We start from the raw sequence: 17,092 nt of genomic DNA on the forward strand, positions 1-17,092 counted from the left end.
TATTTATACATGCTTTGGCAATTATTTGATCTACATTTGGTCCAAGGCCCTTTTTCAGTATTTTGGTAGGCTTTCATATCGCACTTGGTGTGCTAGCATACGCGACTATTCTAGCCTTTCCTTTGCCTCAAGGTGAGATAACCTTCGGTAGGGAAAACAATAAGATTAAAACTTAAAGTTAATGTATGTACCTTTTAAAAGCTAATGTCTGCTTTAATAAATCATTCCTTTCATTTATTAAATTACGCGGCCGTATATATTTTTCCTCAATTTCCCTCATCTCCCTTTCTCGTTCTTTGATGCTTGCTCCCATAATTTCTGCTAAGTACTTACTTTTTCCTCCCTCAAGCTCTGATTTTAGTCTCCTCACTTTGTATTCTAATTCATCAAATCTTTCATGCTTTTCTAAAAGTTCCATCATTTCGTTTATTTTACTTAATAGCTCTTTCTCTTTGGTATTTTCCGCAATCAAAGAAAGTAAAAATTTATCTATTTGATAATCAACATCTGCTTGGGATGCAAATGACTCTATTGGATTTTCTTGATATTTAAAATCGCATAAAAAGCTGACAAACCTTATCTTCTTCTCAAGGTAATTTTTCATATCTTTTGAAAGATTTTTTTCCAGTTCTTTGTAGCCTTTTGATAGAAATGTTTCTAGCTCTTTTAAGTAATCTGAGTTTAGCTTGCGTACCTTTTTAGCGTTATCAGATAACACAATTATTAGCAAATGCTTTATTATCTCAATATCACTTGATTTTATTGCCTGGTACAACGCTTTTTCTCTATCTTCCTTCACATCATACAATTCTGATGAATCGCTCAAGCTGAATAAGTAATTTACTTCACTACCATCTTTTTTAGGATAGACTATAACATTCACTTCTCGCAGTGGATGGTCATCATTAAATTCCTTCAGTAATTCTTGCTCAGTAGTTTCTTCTATAGCAACGGCTGCATTACTTAGCTTTTTAAGCTGATTTATATCACTACTTTCTTTTTTAAGTAAAATTTTTGCTTCTTTCAGCAACCTTCTATAGTTAGTAATTTTTTCTTCATTGCTTAGTGCTAAAAAAGTATTGCTTGAGCTGCTCAGAACTATATGATAAAAACTCCATTGCCTTTACCGTTACAGTAACCCATTCTCATGAAAACTGAAACAATTTTCTTTTCCACAGAGAGTTAAACAAAGGTTTGAAAAAGGGTGAAGTGAAACCACCCCATTTCAATTCTAGTATCACATTAAGCCATTATCATAAAAACTAAAGTGACTTTTTTCTGTTATTATTACATGATCCATTAATTTGATTCCTACATTATCACATGCCAACTCTAATTTCCGTGTATTCTTTTCATCTTCCTCAGATGGTTCTTGGTCTCCGCTCGGATGATTATGTGCTACTATAGCAGACATTGCTTCGACCAATAATCCCCTTTTGACTATTTCTCTTATGTAAAAAGGTGTTTTGTTTACAGTTCCGGTGTCTTGAACATACTCGTGCACCAAACGGTTACCTGGATCCAAGTATATCACTCGTAAGCCTTCTTTTCTGAACTGCCCTATTGTTGCCTTCAAGTACTCTATTAGCTTTTCTCTATTATCCATAATTGATAACTCTTCTAATTTGCCTTTCAGTATCCTTTTTATAATTTCTCTCACACATTGAATACTTGCTACAGATGCATCATTCATTCCTACAACGCTTTTTAGCTCATAAAGATCAGCACTAATTACTTTTCCCACACTATTGAACAGCGCTATTAGTTTCTCTGCAACATTTCTGCTTTCTCCTTTTTCGCATACAGAATACAGTATAAGTTCCAATAGTATCTTGCACCACTTGTCCACATGACTATTATATAGCCAGGCTTGGCGTAGCAGGTTTTATGAATAATAGTGAGGATAAGAGAAGAAAAAAATTAGAAATTCGTATTCTATCAAGTAGAGGTAGGTCTTATGTCTATCTGCATATGCAGAAGGAAGAGAAGTTGCCAAGAGGCTAAAGGAGCTCTTTAGTAGTTTAGGAAGGGTAATTAATGCTGACTTTCATAAACTAAAAAAATAGTTACAGGATGGAGCAATAGCAAGTATCTTTTAAAATACTTTAAAACAGCAATAGGGCAGTCACGAAAGGAAAGCTTGCGATTAGTGGTCATTTGATATACGAGTATATTCAAGACTGTGGAACTATAGACAGAGTAACTGTATGTTAGGGAAATAATAAAGCAAGGATTACTGATTGATGCAGCATCTGTTGCAACTTCACATAATCATCCAAGCGAAGATAAGGAGGATAAGGATAACACACTTACATTAGCTGCAACCCGTGAAAATGTAGGAATGAAATTGATAGATCATATAATCGTAACACAGAAGAGCCACTTTAGTTCTTATGACAGTGGTTTATTGTAACCGGAAGGAAAGTTCTCTAGCTTTCCTTCTTTTTTTACTTCATAAATTAAAAAACTCAATGTAAGCTTGAACAGCTAAAATTAGTAATGAAAGGTGGAATTAGGCAAAAAAATAAAGGAACTTAGGTTATACTGTGGTTTGACACAAACTGAATTAGGAAAAAGGATAGGTGTTTCATATAGACAGATACAAAGGTACGAAAATGGTTCAAATTACATTTTAGCCAGTAGACTATATGACTTAGCAAAAGCCCTATCGATAGATATTGCTGATTTTTTTACTGACGTGCATGTTGACTCACATGAAACTTATGATGAAGAGGTGTTAAAGTTAGTTAAAGGGTATGACGAAATTAAGAGCAAAAAGTTGCGTAGTGTAGTTTATATATTGGTAAAATCTTTTTCTCAAAGTTGCAATGAAAGTTAGTATTGCTTTAATATATGAGTTAAAACATTAATAAATGACTATGCAAGCTGAACAACATCCTATTGATAAACAAATAGGGGAAAGGATAAGGAAAAGAAGGCTAATGTGTGGTTTTAGCCAAAGAGACTTAGGAAAAAAGCTTGGAATTTCATTTCAGCATATACAAGGATATGAAACTGGAGAAGTAAGGCTTGTAGTTGATAGATTGTATAATTTGGCAGAAGCTTTGTCAGCTGATATGTCATATTTTTTTACAAAAACCTCTGAGGATTTACATGATAAGGCCTTCCATAGCGATACAAGTAGTAAAGAAATATCAAGGCTAGTGAGGGAATACAGGAAAATTAAGGATGGAACGTTGCGTGATATTATTCATTCAGTGATAAAGGCTCTTACTAATAGATAGGTATAGTAGTGCTTCATAAACAATTCTTGCGTTCTACTCCCTAGCGGTACTTATGAATTTTTCCAGATTTACGAATAACACGATGGCATGGTATTAAGTAGGAAATTGGATTATTAGCAATTGCATTTGCAGCAGCACGTATGGCCTTTGGCTTACCAATTATATGAGCAATATTGGCATAGCTTGTTGTCGTACCTGTGGGAATTGAAATCAATGCTTGCCAGACTTTAATTTGAAAGTCTGTTCCTCTAACAAGCAAAGAAAATAATCTCTCAGGTATTTGTGTGTCAAAAATATTGCGTACAATTTTTGCCGTTGTTAGCCTATTTTCTTTCAGGCAGGCTTGTGGCCACTCTTTTTCAAGTATCTTAATAGCTGAAGTTTTAAAATCACAAAAAAAAAGGTGACAGATGCTTTGTGTTGTAACTCCAATAAGTGCTTTTCCAAAAATAGTAGAGTGGCAACCATATAAAATATCGATAGATTCTTTATTTTCTCCAGGTGTTATAACCTGATATTTAGCCATACTTAAGAAATCAGTACTGATATAGTTTAAATTGATTTATATTAAAATTAAAGAGTTCAAACGCTACGCATGATCAATCCATCCCAAAACGAGCGATTCTCACCGGCAGCGGTTTTGTTTGTTGGAAGTGACTATATTATTTGAGTTTTTAATAATATATGATACTAGGTTAATAACAATTAATTTTAAAATAAAGAGAAAATTCAAGGAAAACTTATAGTAAATTTTTATATATTCTACCACTACACTCTTGACCATATATTAGCATTATACCACTAGATTTGACACATAAACTCTCAATAACCCTTATCTACCAGGAAGATCATCTGCAGAACTATGTCCTAAGTTGTCTTTTATACGAAGAACATCCTTAACTGATATAAGAGTATTTGGCCTCTGCGCACGATCATTGAAGATGGCATACGTTAAAACTACTGTGTTTCCGTCAGTAATACGCTTATATCCTCTAGCATTAAAATAACTACCTAGCTGAGTATTTGCTTCTACAATTTTTCGCTGTAGCTCTCCAGTACCAGCAAATTTTAACTCTATTACAATTGGATGGGTACCATCTCTCGCTTCCACAGATCTTAACAGAACCAAGTCCACTTTCTGCCCTCCTCCCAACTGAAACTCAATAATTACCCTAGCTGGATTACTGCAAGCGTAAAATAACCCATGCAATATAGAATGAAATCCTGCTTCCCTAGCGTTGTCTCTATTTACTGTCCACCTTAATGGAAATAACACGTTAGAAATGGCTTGGAATACTTGTGCATGACGATTTCGTACTTGCCAACCAGTATTCATCATTATGTCTGCAGCACTGTGCACATTACTAACACTACCTACTTGTAAAAGGTCACCTTGAAAAACAGCATTACCTCTATTCTGTAGATAATTAGCAGGTGACTGGAACGGTATTATATTAACAGTTAGGCCTAAATCAGCTTCATTCCTTCTATTAGGATCTAGTTGACACATAACTTCATAAACCCTAGCATTTGGCCATTGTGTTAAATTTAATCCCATATTGGGAAATTGGTGACCTAAGATATGACGGATATGAAACACAACAACTCTCTCTTCTCTCTCCAATAACGCATGTAAAACCATAGTTAAAACACGATCTCCAACATTTACTTGTGCAATTCCTCCTTGCGGACCTAGCATCCTATCGTTATCATGATACTCAAACAAGTACTTAGTTACATATACCTCATTTCCATCTCTTAACACAACTCTTCTTCTTGTAAATGCAGTACTTCCAAAAGTAAACCCAGTTGTATAAAGAAATACTCTTCTATCTCTAGCGCTAACACCACCTCTACTTTTCACACCAGGTACAGCAGGTACACCAAACGATGGATGGAGTAAATAATCTCTGACATTTTCTTCAACTTCTTGATTTGCTAAGGGTTCAAATAATCTTTCTACTAAAGAATATTCCCTTTCTAAGAAATTTTCTGTACTAAGCTGAAAACGCCTACGATTAAGGTCAAAGTTTAGTCCCACACAGACAGCATTACCTGATGAGGTATGGATAGACAGTGATGAAACAGGACATCTGTTAACGTAGTTCTCTGCTTGCTCTAACGCATCTGCAGCACTTCTTCTTCCTGCCTTAAGCTCAATTATGATAGGCACAGAATCCCCTAACCTCTGCACACCACGCACAAGAAAAGTAATATCTGTATACCCTCCTCCTATAAACAATTCAAGATAAATGCCTGCTGTATGGCGGTATCTAAAATTCATCAAAAAGCCTGACAAAAAGCCGTGGTAGTCAGACTCGATACCATTAAAGTTTAACGATTGATTATACCTATCATATGTATCCAGAATATACTGTAAAACATATTCAATATTATCTCTTATATTAACTGCATTATTGTCTGCTAACCCATTTATTAAATTTGGTAAATAATTATTTTGCAATCCAGGTGTTCTGGTAATTTCATCAAAGCCATCACATAGAGATGCTGAATTTCCAGTAAATGCTTCTCCCTCACGAAATTGCATGCACCTTACTGCTTCTTCACCCTCATCTTCCCCCTGATTCCATGCCCATACAAATGTTTTATACTCCTGCCAAGCTATTCGCCTTCTTCTGATACCTTGTATTTGCAATAATTCATCTTCTATCCATTGTCTCTCTTCTTCGCTAAACCTTGAGCCAAGACTGTTTTGCCTATCAGCAAAAGTATAACACCTTACAATTCTATTGCCTCTTTGATCTACTTCATCAGTTAAAACGGCAACCTTTAAATTTCCTTTTCCAGGGTTATGTGGATCATTATCAAAACGGAAGAAAATCCTTTCATTATTATTTACAATAGCAGAATCAAATGCAGTAGCAAACATGCCAAAAAAGAATGCAGAAAAAAAGCGATCCTTGCCAACAGAGTGTAAAAAGGACGGACATTGATCTAAAAAAGACTCAAATCTTTCAACAAATTCACGGCAATTTCCATTTAGCAAAGTTCTTATTAGCCCAATGTTTTCACCGTTACCATGCATATAAATACCTCTATCTTCTGTGACAAGAAAAACCACTAACTCCAGCACCCTTCAACATAGACTGTGGATCACCAGAGCCACTAAAATCACCACCTTGAGAAAGCAGAGGTGCTTCCTTTTCTAACTCATAAAATAGCTTTTCTGCCAATTTATCATAATCTATATCATCTTTCATACCAGCTCTTCCAACAATCTTTAGATTTTTAACTATAGACTTTTCAAAATTTTTAAAGTCTGTAGTTGAACAAAACTCCTTAGCAAATTGCAATATTTCTAATATTTCACTCTTTTTTGCATTTGCAGCACTACCTGTTCCGCTACTCAATTCCAAGTCAATGACCAATCCTGCAAGAGCATGTTTGATTGGCACTATGCCATTGGAAAAAAAGACTGCAGCCTTTTCTTCCTTTCCTTCCTGGCTATTGAAATTACCACATCTTATAAGATCCATCATAATCTTTCTAGCTTGAGTACTTAAAGTAGGACTTTCAACGACCTTATCCGAAAGGGAAGAAAGAAGAAGAGCGTAATCCTTAGGTGAAAGTATTTTATCCTCTAATATTTTATTTTTAAACATTGGAACCATAACTTGAACTGTATCAAAGAAATTTTGACGTATTAACACACTAAGAAGAGAGTATATTCCTTTGTCCTTTTTTGATAGCTCAGAGTTTTTCAATAATTTACTTTTCTCTTGAGCATTCATTTTGCTCAGACAAAAATCTAAAATAACAGCACCATTATGATTACATTGAACAGAGGATAAGGTAATAATTGCACTGACAATTTCTTTTTCTTTCTCTTTTTCACTTAGACGGCCATAAAAATATTCTACTCCCTCGCTCCATTTAAGACCTACAGCTCCCCTAAAACCTTCTATACTACTGTATTCTTTTAACTTTAATCCTTCAGATTCTCGATCAATCCAGAAACTAAATACAGGATCATAACTTTCCATAGAGTCTAATAGATCATTTCTTATATACTTATTGTTGCTATTAGCAGGTCTACCATCACTATCTACTGCATCAGGGGAAAACCTGCCCTTATGAAATTCAGACTTCTCCTGAAAAAGCTGGGGAATTTTATCTACTATACAGTACCTACATGCCATATTATACTTAGAAAATGGATTTTCTATTTCACCTATTTTTTCTTCAACTAGCTTCTGACCTAACATTGCATTATTCAATTTCATACCTGACCAACAACTTTCATCTTGGAATACATTATATAAAAATTCTAACCTATTATCTTTGAGATACTCTATTTGCCTCATATAGGTTTTTACCCACCTTTCAATAGTTAAGCGCCTTCCAGCAGTAATATTAGAATCTGTATGTCTAACATTATCTTGTAGCTTCTTAAGTATTGTAGCGTAACGTTCTACTTTTTTCCTTGGCATTATAAACCCTCCTATTTAAAATTCTTGATATTATGTAAAAATTATAATCAAATAACAACACTAAAATTACCAAAGATTATAGAAGAATTGCATGCAAAGCATTTTTATAAACAAGGATATAGTGCATCATGAGGGTTTTAAAAGTCTATTGCTCACCTAAACTTTTAAATGACCATATTTTGCTAAGTTTAATCTACATTGTTTTAATAGCTGTGCTTGTTTAAAAGTTTTTTTTATCAATTCCTCTGAGTAGGTAAATTTAGCCTTTTCATATCTTCTTAACCCCAGTTATGGATTAGAAAATAGATAAAAGTAGAACTAAAAAGAGGGAAATAGGGTAAACTCGAGTATTTATACTAATTCCTCTTACTAGCCAAACAAATTAAGAAGCATAGCAGACTTGTTTAACTATAGTACGTGAAAGACTAGAGATAAATTTGCACAAAACATCCTCAAGTAGGCTGATTGTATCATAGATTTTATTACGTAAAATATTGTATTTTATATACTGCCATAATCTCTCAACTGCTGGAGAATAAGGAGGTAAATAAATTATAGTGATATTTCCAGAAATTTTTCGATTTATGCCAACTTGCGCAATCCATAAGCCTCTCGAGCTTCCAAATCTTTTGACATTTACTCCAAAAATATGTTCATACAATTGGTGTTTACATATAGAGCAAATAAGTTTCTCCATTTTTGGGATTTATCGCACTATAGAGATAAAAATTTTCTCTGTCTACTTTCACTTTAACTTGCGTTCTTGATCCTTTTTTCATGTCCAACTTTCGAGTGTGTGCCAAATCGCGATTCATCAAAGAAAAATACATCTTTTTCTGGGTGTATACGAACAGTTTCACTGAGATTTTTTTTGAACTCTTCTTGTTTTTTGGGATTTTATTTATGGTGCACTGGACGTGGTGTTATATAGATCTTTTGTACCTCTCGGTGATTTACCCATATTTAAGCCAAATTCTTCTAAAATTCTAATTTTTGCCTCTTTAATCGTAATGTTTCTCTATCCACATTTCAATTTGATTGCGTTGACTTTGATTTAATATATTTCTTCTACGGCGTTCAGGCAGTGCAAATAGCCTTTCTGCTCTTCCAAGTTTTAGCAGTTCGTGAAATACACCATACCCTTGCTACCATTGATATACTGTGCTTTTTTGCCGCAATTACAGCATTTAGTTTTTTTGCAACATATGTATTATTTCTTACTTTCTTCAGCATTTCTTTTGCTGATTCCGCTACTTTTTTATCCAATAATTTTGATTTTAATGCCATTTAAACCTCGCTATTTCATTTACTTTAGTATGGCTTTTTTTCCATTATTATCTATCTGTTCTTTGTATGGTGGAAATTGGTATTAGCAATAATTAAGAGGTTGCCATGAAGAAAGATATTACAGAACTTTACTGCTGCGTCGAGGATTTCTGTTGTGCAGTAGATGATAATTTTGCAAATAGGTTCTTATCAAATGGCAAAAAACCGACCAGAGTACCAGAAATAGTGCACTCAGAAATTCTAACCATATACTACCAATCGCCATGTAAAAACTTTAAATCTTTATTATCTTCAACCCATATTCGTCAAGTTAAAAGCAAATTCAGGGAAGTAAAGGTTAGTTCTTGTCTTTCAAGGAGAATCTTGACCAAGTTATGGTAAATTTTCCAAGAAAAATCTTTAAGCTATTAATCTCATTATCTAACACTCCCTAATTTTGATTAAAATCCAAGAACTACTTTACTTTGCAATAGTTTATTCCTAACGGCTATGTAAAACATAGCCTCCAATCAAGCACGTCCTACGGATGTCGTTTTGTTGTCTTTTAATTTATTCACCCAAGAAAAAGTCTCACTACTTTTAGAATTTGGGTTGCCCCACCTTCCACATCTAGTAAAGCTGCCTTTTTCTACTGCTTCTTTAACAGACATTCCACCAAATAAACAACCCTTTCCTACAATTTCTCCTATTTTTTGCAACTCATTCCACATTTCTTCATCTTCCACCTCAACTTGTACTTGATGATAGTCTCCTGTGTCATGATATACCATTAAATTTAGCTCTCCTAGGCTAGTGCACAATGTTACTGTAAAAGCGCTGTTATCGGATATATCTACGTAATTTCTTTTACCGTCTTTCCCAGTTTTGACTTCAACTTCACCCTCACCTATTTTTATGATATTGCCATCAAGGTTTAAGTCTCCTTTACTTAAGCCTAAATTTTTTGCACCTTCTATAACTTTTGCAACATCAACTATACAGCTATGTGAAAATTCCATATAGAAGGTCTTATTATCAATTTCTACATTTTCGACAGTTCCTTCTATAGTAGCGTTCTCTCCAACCTCTCTGAGCTTTTTGAGTAGACTATATATTTGTGGCTCAATTTCTTTTTGCACTTTTTTAGTTATTTTCTTATCAACTTGCACATTAAAATCTGCTCCATTTAAGGCTAACTTTCTGATTATATCTTCTTGTTTATTCCCTTTGAATTCATCACGATACATCTTAAACATTGTAACGTTAGCGAAGCTAAAGCCACCTTCGTTGCGAGCGTTTACTCTTATTCCTAAATCCAAAGCTTCATCGACGATTTTACTTAATTTGTCTATATTTTCAGCTGCAATAGCTTTTTCCAAGAATTCATTTAGTTTCATATTTTCATATTCACTTAGTCTTGTCCTGCATAAAGCTGATCGAAATGGATTGAGCTCCTCAGGATATGACAAGACAGGTAATTTACTAATCTTTTTATTTGCTATTGGAGCAGCTTTTATTAAATTAAGTAATAATCCTTCTTTTGCTATCAGCTTTATCGCTTTTAACGTTTTGCTAGACAGTCTTTTACCATTTATTTTTTTCATTGTAACCCTCACTTAATCTTATTAACTATATCGTGATAAGTATTATTTAATTGTTAATATTATACGACTTATTGATTTACTATGCATTATAATAACAAGTTTTGCGGGCATTTTACACTAGAAAAACACATCCTATAAAAATTATTTCAGTTTTAACAAAAATGGGGTATTGTGATCGTAAAATTGAAAGAAATGGATCTCCTGTCTTACTCCACTGAAAAGTTGAAGAAGCATTGTCAGCTACTTGATGTTGAAGAAAAAATAATTCTATATGAGCAGCTTCTAGACAAGGCTAAAGATATACTTAAAAACTCAAGAGACGATGTTGCTGAACTGAAAAAGATCAGTAAAGCAGCTGTAGCGATAGAGGAAACTACCGATCAAGAGTTGTTAGAAAAGTTTAATGATGATCACCCGCTAAGAGAAGTTGACATTTTAATCTATTCTCCTCAAGGGAATGCTAAAGTAACAAACTATCTATTTAGTATAGATAACTCATCAGAACTTTGTGATTTAAAAGAAGATAAAGAAAAAGCTCTTTATAATGCAGTAAAGTTAAATGATGTTGAGCTTGTAAAAAAGCTGCTAATGATTCTTTTACCTAAAGAAATATGTAATTTTGATACGAAATACTTGGAAGAATTGAAAATATTGCTATCAGGAATTCACAAAGAATTGCAATTATCACAAGATATGAAAAATTATCTTGTGAAAACGATAAAGTTCTATAGTTTTTTATGTAATAATTTTAGCTTATTAGTTGCAAGTCCCACTGACGTAAAAGCCATGATCGATCTATTTGCTGCTCAACCAAATATTGATTACCAAATAGATAAGCTTCTGCTTTCTTTTATTGTGAGAGATGTTGAGGAAAAAAAGCTAAATTCTGAAACCAGTCACATGATAGAACTTCTTGAGCAGCATGAAAGATTTGCTGAGCTCGAATACAAGGTCAGAAGATTAAGATCAGAGTTTGCAAGTGGCAAAAGCAGATATTCGGCTGAGGTAATACGAAATAGCATTGCAGAACGAGAAAAAGAAATGAGGGGGATTGAAAAAAAATATATAAGGCCAAGCGATTTAATTAACGAGAGGCAGAAATTATTAAAGCAATTTCTCTGTTGACTTTTTTTCCACTTCATAAAATTTGTTGTAAATCTGAGTAAGGGGTGAAAGGTGCAGTTAGGTAAAAACATAAAACAATTAAGGCTAGATCGTGGTTTGACACAGACCGAATTGGGAAAGAGAATAGGTGTTTCGTATAGGCAGATACAAAAGTACGAAAATGGTTCAAACCACATTTTGGCCAGTAGACTATATGACTTAGCAAAAGCACTATCGACAGATGTTGCTAACTTTTTTACTGATATGCATACTGACTCACATGAAGCTTATGATGAGGAAGTGTTAAAGTTAGTTAAAGGATATAATGAAATTAAGAGCAAAAGGTTACGTAGTATAGTTTATGTATTAGTAAAGTCTTTTTCTCAAAGTGACAATACATAGTTAATATTGTTTTAATGTGTAAAATGAGCATGCAACATCCTATTGATAAACAAATAGGGGAAAGAATAAGGAAAAGAAGGCTAATGTGTGGTTTTAGCCAAAGGGACTTAGGAAAAAAGCTTGAAATTTCATTTCAGCATATACAAGGATATGAAACTGGAGAGGTAAGGCTTGTAGTTGATAGATTGTATAATTTGGCAGAAGCTTTGTCAGTTGATATGTCATATTTTTTTACAAAAACCTCTGAGGATTTACATGATAAGGCCTTCCATAGCGATGTAGGTAGCAAAGAAATATCACGATTAGTAAGAGAATATAGGAAAATTAAGGATGAAACGTTACGTAATATTGTTCATTCAGTAATAAAAGCTCTTGCCAATAAATAATATCGCCTGACATACGCGTCAAGCTAAGGGAAAGTGGTATAAGGAAGAAAGGAAATAGAAAAAACTGTTTTAGATATTAAGTTAGTAATTTATAGATCATTCTAAAAAAATTGTCTCATTTTAGATAAGAATTCCTAAAAAAATAAATGTATCAAACAGGATACCCTCTTTAAATGTTTGGGCCTTAATTTGACATGTATGAACACTCCCAAAGTTAGCGTTTCTAAAATAGAATCCAATAAACAGTTATTTCAAGCAAAAGTTATATAATTAAGAATTACGCAACAAACGTTTATATTATAGTAAGCATTGCACCATAAAATGACACTGTTTGTTGTCGTCTCCAAATAAAAAAAGCTATTGACATCAAAAACTTTTTTGTATAAGTAGTTATATTAAGATTGATATGTAGAGTGTTTTTAGTTTGTAGCTAGTTGCCCATAGGTTGGTATTCAAGTATAGAGTTTGAACTTATGTGTTATAGCAAAGCCTAAAGACGAGGAGGTGTAATGGGTTTAGGTAGGAAAAAGCAATTAGTAAGCAGTAAAGTTTCTGTTACAGTGAAAAATACCGCTTTATTACTTAATACTCAAGTAGAAGGTAACACCATTTCTGAAAGCAGTGATCTTGAACGTGATGGTTTCACTCCAGTAGAAGGTGCTACTGTTATTAGTAAAGCAATTTCTAAACCTAGGGCAATCACTCAAGCCAGGGTTCAAGTAGATGAAGATATTTTCAGGTCAGTAGACAGTGTATATGGTCTACCTGACACAATTTCTGCTTCAGTTTTGAATTCTAGCCCTAGTGGATTCTGGTACTTTAAAAACAACACAGTTATAAAAACAGATGACCTAGATGTTGAGGTATACTTTAATAAAGTGAATGTGGAAGAATTTAGTAAAATTCAAAAGAATATAATTAATAGAATTAGTAATTTTAGGGGAATCTTTGGTCTTACAAAGATTCACAGTAAAGAGACTTATCTATTTAACAACCAGACTAGATTGGGTACTAGCTCCAACTTTACAAATTCATTCAGAATGACTCTTTGGGCTAAAACTGCAGGTATAGCTTTTCAGAACCCATATGTGATATTCACTACAAAAGATGACATTAACACTTTGAATCATAAAATGGTTCATGCTCTTAATTATTATGCAGTAGGGTTTAGAGCACAATGTCTTTGGATTGTTCTTACGGAAAACTTAGCCGAATATTATGAGCTATTTTATAGTACAACGTCCTGGAAGAGTGCTAATTCCCATATTAAGCATGCTTTCAATACTATGGTGAACAGTGATTCGCGGAAAGAAAAATTAGATGATATAGACAAAGTTTTGAATTCAGGTCGTCAGTTCTTTTCTAATCAAAAAGTAAATTTGTATTCTGTAGGTTATTCTCTTATAAGGTACTTGCAAGAAAAAAACTTCACTTTAATTAGAGGTTTTTTTACGAGGTTAGCACATCTGACGACATGGGAAAAGCCTGTCAATACAGTAAAGGTTTTGCTGATGGGTTAGGCTTTTAAGGAGTGGTTACGTTATAAATACAATATTTTGGAGGGTAAAATGGATTTAAATTCTGATTTGTACAAAGCAGCAGAAGAGGGTAATCTTAATAGAGTTGAGGAGCTTATTAATCAGGGGGCTAACGTTAATGCTACAAATAGTAGTGGAAACACTCCTCTGCACTATGCTGCTCTAAACTATCGCTCAGATGTAGTAGAAAAGCTTATAGAAAAGAGGGTTGACGTTAATAGTAAGTTTAGCTATGGCAAAACTTCTCTGCACATAGCTGTTGAAAAAGGTCACTTAAATGTAGTAGAAAAGTTTATAGAGAAGGGGCTTTACGTTAATGTTAAGGATAGTTATGGCAACACTCCTCTGCACTATGCTGCTCGAAACGGTCACTTAAATGTAGTAGAAAAGCTTATAGAGAAGGGGGCTGACGTTAATGCTAAGAATAGTAATGGCGAAACTCCTCTGCACTATGCTGCTGAAAAAGGTTACTTAAATGTAGTAGAAAAGCTTATAGAGAAGGGGGCTTATTTTGATGCTAAAAATAATAACCAACAGAAACCTTTAGACATTTCTGGGGACTATTCACAAGTTTCTACATTTCTATTAAACATAGAAGAGCTATTTAATGTAGCAAAAGAGGGTAATCTTAATAGAGTTGAGGAGCTTATTAATCAGGGGACTAACGTTAATGCTAAGGATAGTGGTGGCGAAACTCCTCTGCACTATGCTGCTGTAGGAGATTACTTAAATGTAGTAGAAAAGCTTATAGAGAAGGGGCTGACGTTAATGCTAAGAATAGTAATAGCGACACTCCTCTGCACTATGCTGCTATGTATAATTACTTAAATTTAGTAGAAAAGCTCATTGAAAAAGGCGCTAAGATTAAAGCTGGAAATAATGACCAAAAAACACCTTTAGATCTAGCTGATAAAGTAGAAATAAAAAAACTCCTCGTAGAAAAGTTAGCTGAATTAGATGGAGTAACACCTTTGCATTATGCCACAGAATATAGCTCATTAAATGTAGTAAAACTTTTTGCTAGCGAAGATGTTAATGCTCGAGCAGAAAATCCTGTTTATAATGAGGTTACACCATTACACTTAGCTGCAAAAAAGGGTAAAGCTGATATAGCTGAGTTTTTAGTTAGTAAGGGAGCCGAGGTTAATGCTGCGGATATCAGGAATTGGACTCCTTTACACTATGCTGCTAATGAAAATAAGTTGGAAGTCGCTCAACTTCTTGTGAGTAAAGGAGCTGATGTCAATGCTAAAAATAAAAGGGGTTGGACTCCTTTGCATGTAGCTGCTGAAAAAGGTAATTTAAACGTCACAGAACTACTTGTGGGTAGTAATGGTACTCAGATTGATGCTGTAAGTAATACTAAAAGCACTCCATTACACTTAGCTGCTGAAGCAGGAAAGCTTGAGGTGGTGGAACTTCTTGTAGGAAAAGAAGCTAATGTTAACGCTGTCAATAAGAATAGAAAAACGCCACTTGACCTTGCATGTAAGAAAAATCAAACTGCTGTAGTTAACTTTCTAAGTGCACTAGGACACACCCGTTGTGAAGTTCATATCATAGATTCATCTGCACAAATGACTGCTAGAGATTTAATAGGCTATAAGGTTCATGGCCATCCTGAAATACAGCATTCGAGTGGTCAGAACGGTGGTGTTGTGCTGCCAGAAGTAAATAGTACTGTAGTTGATAATGCGACAATGCTACTGGAATTAATTGCAAGAAAACTTACAGGAAAAAAAACGCACCTTCTGTGAGTCCGCTATCCAAAGATAAGTGCTTAGAGGAAAAGGTAGAACTCATTGACCAATCAGTAAAAGAAGCCTTAAATAAGTTTGGCCAAGAAAACTCGTCTCAGCCTAGTACTTATTTAGATGATGACATTTCTGTTCAAAGCAATGTTACTATCAGGCAAGCTCGATAAACTTAGCTTGCTTACCAGTTAATCTTTGCTTTGTAAGGGATAATAATTGTCACTTCTTCAATTTGACTGGGATCTATGCCACTAATGTCAAGATTCCAGTCACTTCCAATTGCAAGTTTACTTAAAGGTATGCTACTTTTATAAGTAGTATTATTCCAGTTGTAACCATCCATTGTTATATCTATTTGATCCCCATCTGCCGTTTTAGGTAGAATATAAATACCATCCTCTAATTCTGGATCCTTAACATAAGTAGGAAAAATCTCAGTTGATGGGAATGTTCAAAAAAGTGTGTCAAACCGAAAAAAAGTAATTTATATCAATTTAAAAATGGAGGTTTGACAATGAGTCAAAAAGTAGTAAACAGAACTAACGGATTGGTAGATTATAAAGAGTTGGAAACAAATATCCTGTCGTCTATACGAGAAGGAAGACCGTTGACAGGAAAGGAGGGAGCATTAACACCATTTATAAAAAAGCTGCTGGAGGCGAGTCTAGAAGGTGAAATAGAAAACCATTTATTAGCTGAAAGTGAAGAAAATAATCGCAGAAATGGGAGGAATGGAAAGACTTTACGTACAAGTGCAGGTTCATTTGAGCTGTTAACGCCAAGAGATAGAGAAGGAAGTTTTGAGCCGCAAATAGTCAAAAAAAGGCAAACAAGCTTACATCCAGAGCTTGAAACGAAGATTTTGAGCACATTTGCCAGTGGTATGAGCTATAGAGATATAGCGTCACACGTTGAGGAAATTTATGATCACAAAATATCGGTAGCAGAGATATCAAGTATTACCGACAAATTACTGCCTATAATCAATGAATGGCGTAGTCGTCCACTGCAATCAGTATACCCGATAGTATTTATGGATGGGATGTTCTTTAAGGTCAAGGAGGATGGACATTGCGTAAGTAAATGTATGTACAATATATTGGGCATAGACCAAAATGGCAGAAAAGAAGTCCTGGGCTTTTATTTGGCTGAAAGTGAAGGAGCTAACTTTTGGTTGGAAGTGCTAAATAACCTCAAAGAAAGAGGAGTAGAAGATATTCTGATTGCATGTGTAGATGGGCTAAAAAGCTTTCCTGCAGCCATCAACAGTGTATTTCCCAGTGCAGAAGTGCAGCTATGTATAGTACACCAAATAAGAAATTCTCTGAAATATGTATCCAGT

General features: G+C 34.3%; 18 protein-coding genes and 2 pseudogenes. 12 read left to right on the top strand and 8 right to left on the bottom strand.

Annotation, left to right across the window (positions count from 1 at the left end):
- Window positions 1–178 precede the first annotated feature (178 nt).
- Window positions 179–1,030 carry a hypothetical protein gene (locus tag Wcon_RS04910; protein ID WP_237349981.1) on the bottom strand — a complete coding sequence of 284 codons (852 nt, stop codon included), beginning with the start codon at window positions 1,028–1,030 and terminating at the stop codon, window positions 179–181.
- 207 nt (window positions 1,031–1,237) lie between these two features.
- Window positions 1,238–1,825, bottom strand: a complete 588-nt coding sequence (locus Wcon_RS04915) for a JAB domain-containing protein (protein ID WP_237350046.1) — start codon at window positions 1,823–1,825, stop codon at window positions 1,238–1,240.
- 414 nt (window positions 1,826–2,239) lie between these two features.
- On the opposite strand from Wcon_RS04915, the gene Wcon_RS11970 reads away from it, so the two are divergent.
- The 3 genes from Wcon_RS11970 (at window position 2,240) to Wcon_RS04930 (ending at window position 3,245) form a co-directional block, all read left to right on the top strand.
- Window positions 2,240–2,413, top strand: coding sequence for a JAB domain-containing protein (locus tag Wcon_RS11970; RefSeq protein ID WP_237350051.1), 174 nt, complete (start codon window positions 2,240–2,242; stop codon window positions 2,411–2,413).
- A 93-nt stretch (window positions 2,414–2,506) separates the two neighbouring features.
- Window positions 2,507–2,839 carry a helix-turn-helix domain-containing protein gene (locus tag Wcon_RS04925; protein WP_114517431.1) on the top strand — a complete coding sequence of 111 codons (333 nt, stop codon included), beginning with the start codon at window positions 2,507–2,509 and terminating at the stop codon, window positions 2,837–2,839.
- A 40-nt stretch (window positions 2,840–2,879) separates the two neighbouring features.
- Window positions 2,880–3,245 carry a helix-turn-helix domain-containing protein gene (locus tag Wcon_RS04930; protein WP_237350047.1) on the top strand — a complete coding sequence of 122 codons (366 nt, stop codon included), beginning with the start codon at window positions 2,880–2,882 and terminating at the stop codon, window positions 3,243–3,245.
- Between the two features lie 40 nt (window positions 3,246–3,285).
- On the opposite strand, the gene Wcon_RS04935 is transcribed toward Wcon_RS04930, so the two are convergent.
- The 4 genes and pseudogenes from Wcon_RS04935 to Wcon_RS04950 all read right to left on the bottom strand — a co-directional run bounded on the left by Wcon_RS04935 (window position 3,286) and on the right by Wcon_RS04950 (window position 8,983).
- Window positions 3,286–3,771 (bottom strand): methylated-DNA--[protein]-cysteine S-methyltransferase, encoded by a 486-nt coding sequence (locus Wcon_RS04935; protein WP_114517433.1) that lies wholly within the window; start codon window positions 3,769–3,771, stop codon window positions 3,286–3,288.
- 306 nt (window positions 3,772–4,077) lie between these two features.
- Window positions 4,078–6,291, bottom strand: a complete 2,214-nt coding sequence (locus Wcon_RS04940) for a hypothetical protein (RefSeq protein ID WP_237350048.1) — start codon at window positions 6,289–6,291, stop codon at window positions 4,078–4,080.
- 10 nt (window positions 6,292–6,301) lie between these two features.
- Window positions 6,302–7,696, bottom strand: coding sequence for a hypothetical protein (locus Wcon_RS04945; RefSeq protein WP_114517434.1), 1,395 nt, complete (start codon window positions 7,694–7,696; stop codon window positions 6,302–6,304).
- Between the two features lie 382 nt (window positions 7,697–8,078).
- Window positions 8,079–8,983, bottom strand: a pseudogene (locus Wcon_RS04950) (IS630 family transposase).
- A gap of 105 nt (window positions 8,984–9,088) precedes the next feature.
- Between Wcon_RS04950 and Wcon_RS04955 the strand changes: the two are divergent.
- A pseudogene (locus Wcon_RS04955) lies at window positions 9,089–9,265 on the top strand (IS982 family transposase); the annotation flags it as partial.
- A 227-nt stretch (window positions 9,266–9,492) separates the two neighbouring features.
- Here the strand turns inward: Wcon_RS04955 and Wcon_RS04960 are convergent.
- Window positions 9,493–10,566, bottom strand: coding sequence for a hypothetical protein (locus tag Wcon_RS04960; RefSeq protein ID WP_114517435.1), 1,074 nt, complete (start codon window positions 10,564–10,566; stop codon window positions 9,493–9,495).
- 171 nt (window positions 10,567–10,737) lie between these two features.
- Between Wcon_RS04960 and Wcon_RS04965 the strand changes: the two genes are divergently transcribed.
- From Wcon_RS04965 to Wcon_RS11420, 7 genes are all read left to right on the top strand, one after another.
- Window positions 10,738–11,691, top strand: a complete 954-nt coding sequence (locus Wcon_RS04965; RefSeq protein ID WP_237350049.1) for a hypothetical protein — start codon at window positions 10,738–10,740, stop codon at window positions 11,689–11,691.
- 51 nt (window positions 11,692–11,742) lie between these two features.
- A complete protein-coding gene (locus Wcon_RS04970) occupies window positions 11,743–12,072 on the top strand; it encodes a helix-turn-helix domain-containing protein (RefSeq protein WP_114517436.1) in 330 nt (109 codons plus the stop codon).
- A gap of 29 nt (window positions 12,073–12,101) precedes the next feature.
- Complete coding sequence (locus Wcon_RS04975) at window positions 12,102–12,458, top strand: helix-turn-helix domain-containing protein (RefSeq protein ID WP_237350050.1); 357 nt, start codon at window positions 12,102–12,104, stop codon at window positions 12,456–12,458.
- 509 nt (window positions 12,459–12,967) lie between these two features.
- Window positions 12,968–13,978, top strand: a complete 1,011-nt coding sequence (locus Wcon_RS04980; protein ID WP_114517438.1) for a hypothetical protein — start codon at window positions 12,968–12,970, stop codon at window positions 13,976–13,978.
- A gap of 48 nt (window positions 13,979–14,026) precedes the next feature.
- Window positions 14,027–14,824 carry an ankyrin repeat domain-containing protein gene (locus Wcon_RS04985; RefSeq protein ID WP_114517439.1) on the top strand — a complete coding sequence of 266 codons (798 nt, stop codon included), beginning with the start codon at window positions 14,027–14,029 and terminating at the stop codon, window positions 14,822–14,824.
- Window positions 14,794–15,753, top strand: a complete 960-nt coding sequence (locus tag Wcon_RS12490) for an ankyrin repeat domain-containing protein (RefSeq protein WP_338062148.1) — start codon at window positions 14,794–14,796, stop codon at window positions 15,751–15,753. The genes Wcon_RS04985 and Wcon_RS12490 overlap by 31 nt, the downstream gene beginning before the upstream one ends.
- Entirely contained in the window at window positions 15,750–15,920 is a 171-nt protein-coding gene (locus tag Wcon_RS11420; protein ID WP_179947487.1) for a hypothetical protein, read from the top strand. The genes Wcon_RS12490 and Wcon_RS11420 overlap by 4 nt, the downstream gene beginning before the upstream one ends.
- Before the next feature lie 11 nt (window positions 15,921–15,931).
- Here the strand turns inward: Wcon_RS11420 and Wcon_RS11425 are convergent, their stop codons facing one another.
- Entirely contained in the window at window positions 15,932–16,093 is a 162-nt protein-coding gene (locus tag Wcon_RS11425) for a hypothetical protein (RefSeq protein ID WP_179947488.1), read from the bottom strand.
- 171 nt (window positions 16,094–16,264) lie between these two features.
- Here Wcon_RS11425 and Wcon_RS04995 point away from each other — a divergent pair.
- Window positions 16,265–17,092 (top strand): IS256 family transposase (locus tag Wcon_RS04995; RefSeq protein WP_114516781.1); only part of this gene is annotated, 828 nt, incomplete at its 3' end.

The sequence above is a fragment of the Wolbachia endosymbiont of Cylisticus convexus genome (genome assembly GCF_003344345.1).

Bases quoted from the DNA above. Each gene is read 5' to 3' on its own strand.
- Wcon_RS04930 (WP_237350047.1), top strand. From the start codon at position 2,880: ATGCAAGCTGAACAACATCCTATTGATAAACAAATAGGGGAAAGGATA.
- Wcon_RS04935 (WP_114517433.1), bottom strand. From the start codon at position 3,771: ATGGCTAAATATCAGGTTATAACACCTGGAGAAAATAAAGAATCTATC.
- Wcon_RS04940 (WP_237350048.1), bottom strand. From the start codon at position 6,291: ATGCATGGTAACGGTGAAAACATTGGGCTAATAAGAACTTTGCTAAAT.
- Wcon_RS04945 (WP_114517434.1), bottom strand. From the start codon at position 7,696: ATGCCAAGGAAAAAAGTAGAACGTTACGCTACAATACTTAAGAAGCTA.
- Wcon_RS04960 (WP_114517435.1), bottom strand. From the start codon at position 10,566: ATGAAAAAAATAAATGGTAAAAGACTGTCTAGCAAAACGTTAAAAGCG.
- Wcon_RS04975 (WP_237350050.1), top strand. From the start codon at position 12,102: ATGCAACATCCTATTGATAAACAAATAGGGGAAAGAATAAGGAAAAGA.
- Wcon_RS04980 (WP_114517438.1), top strand. From the start codon at position 12,968: ATGGGTTTAGGTAGGAAAAAGCAATTAGTAAGCAGTAAAGTTTCTGTT.
- Wcon_RS04985 (WP_114517439.1), top strand. From the start codon at position 14,027: ATGGATTTAAATTCTGATTTGTACAAAGCAGCAGAAGAGGGTAATCTT.
- Wcon_RS11425 (WP_179947488.1), bottom strand. From the start codon at position 16,093: ATGGATGGTTACAACTGGAATAATACTACTTATAAAAGTAGCATACCT.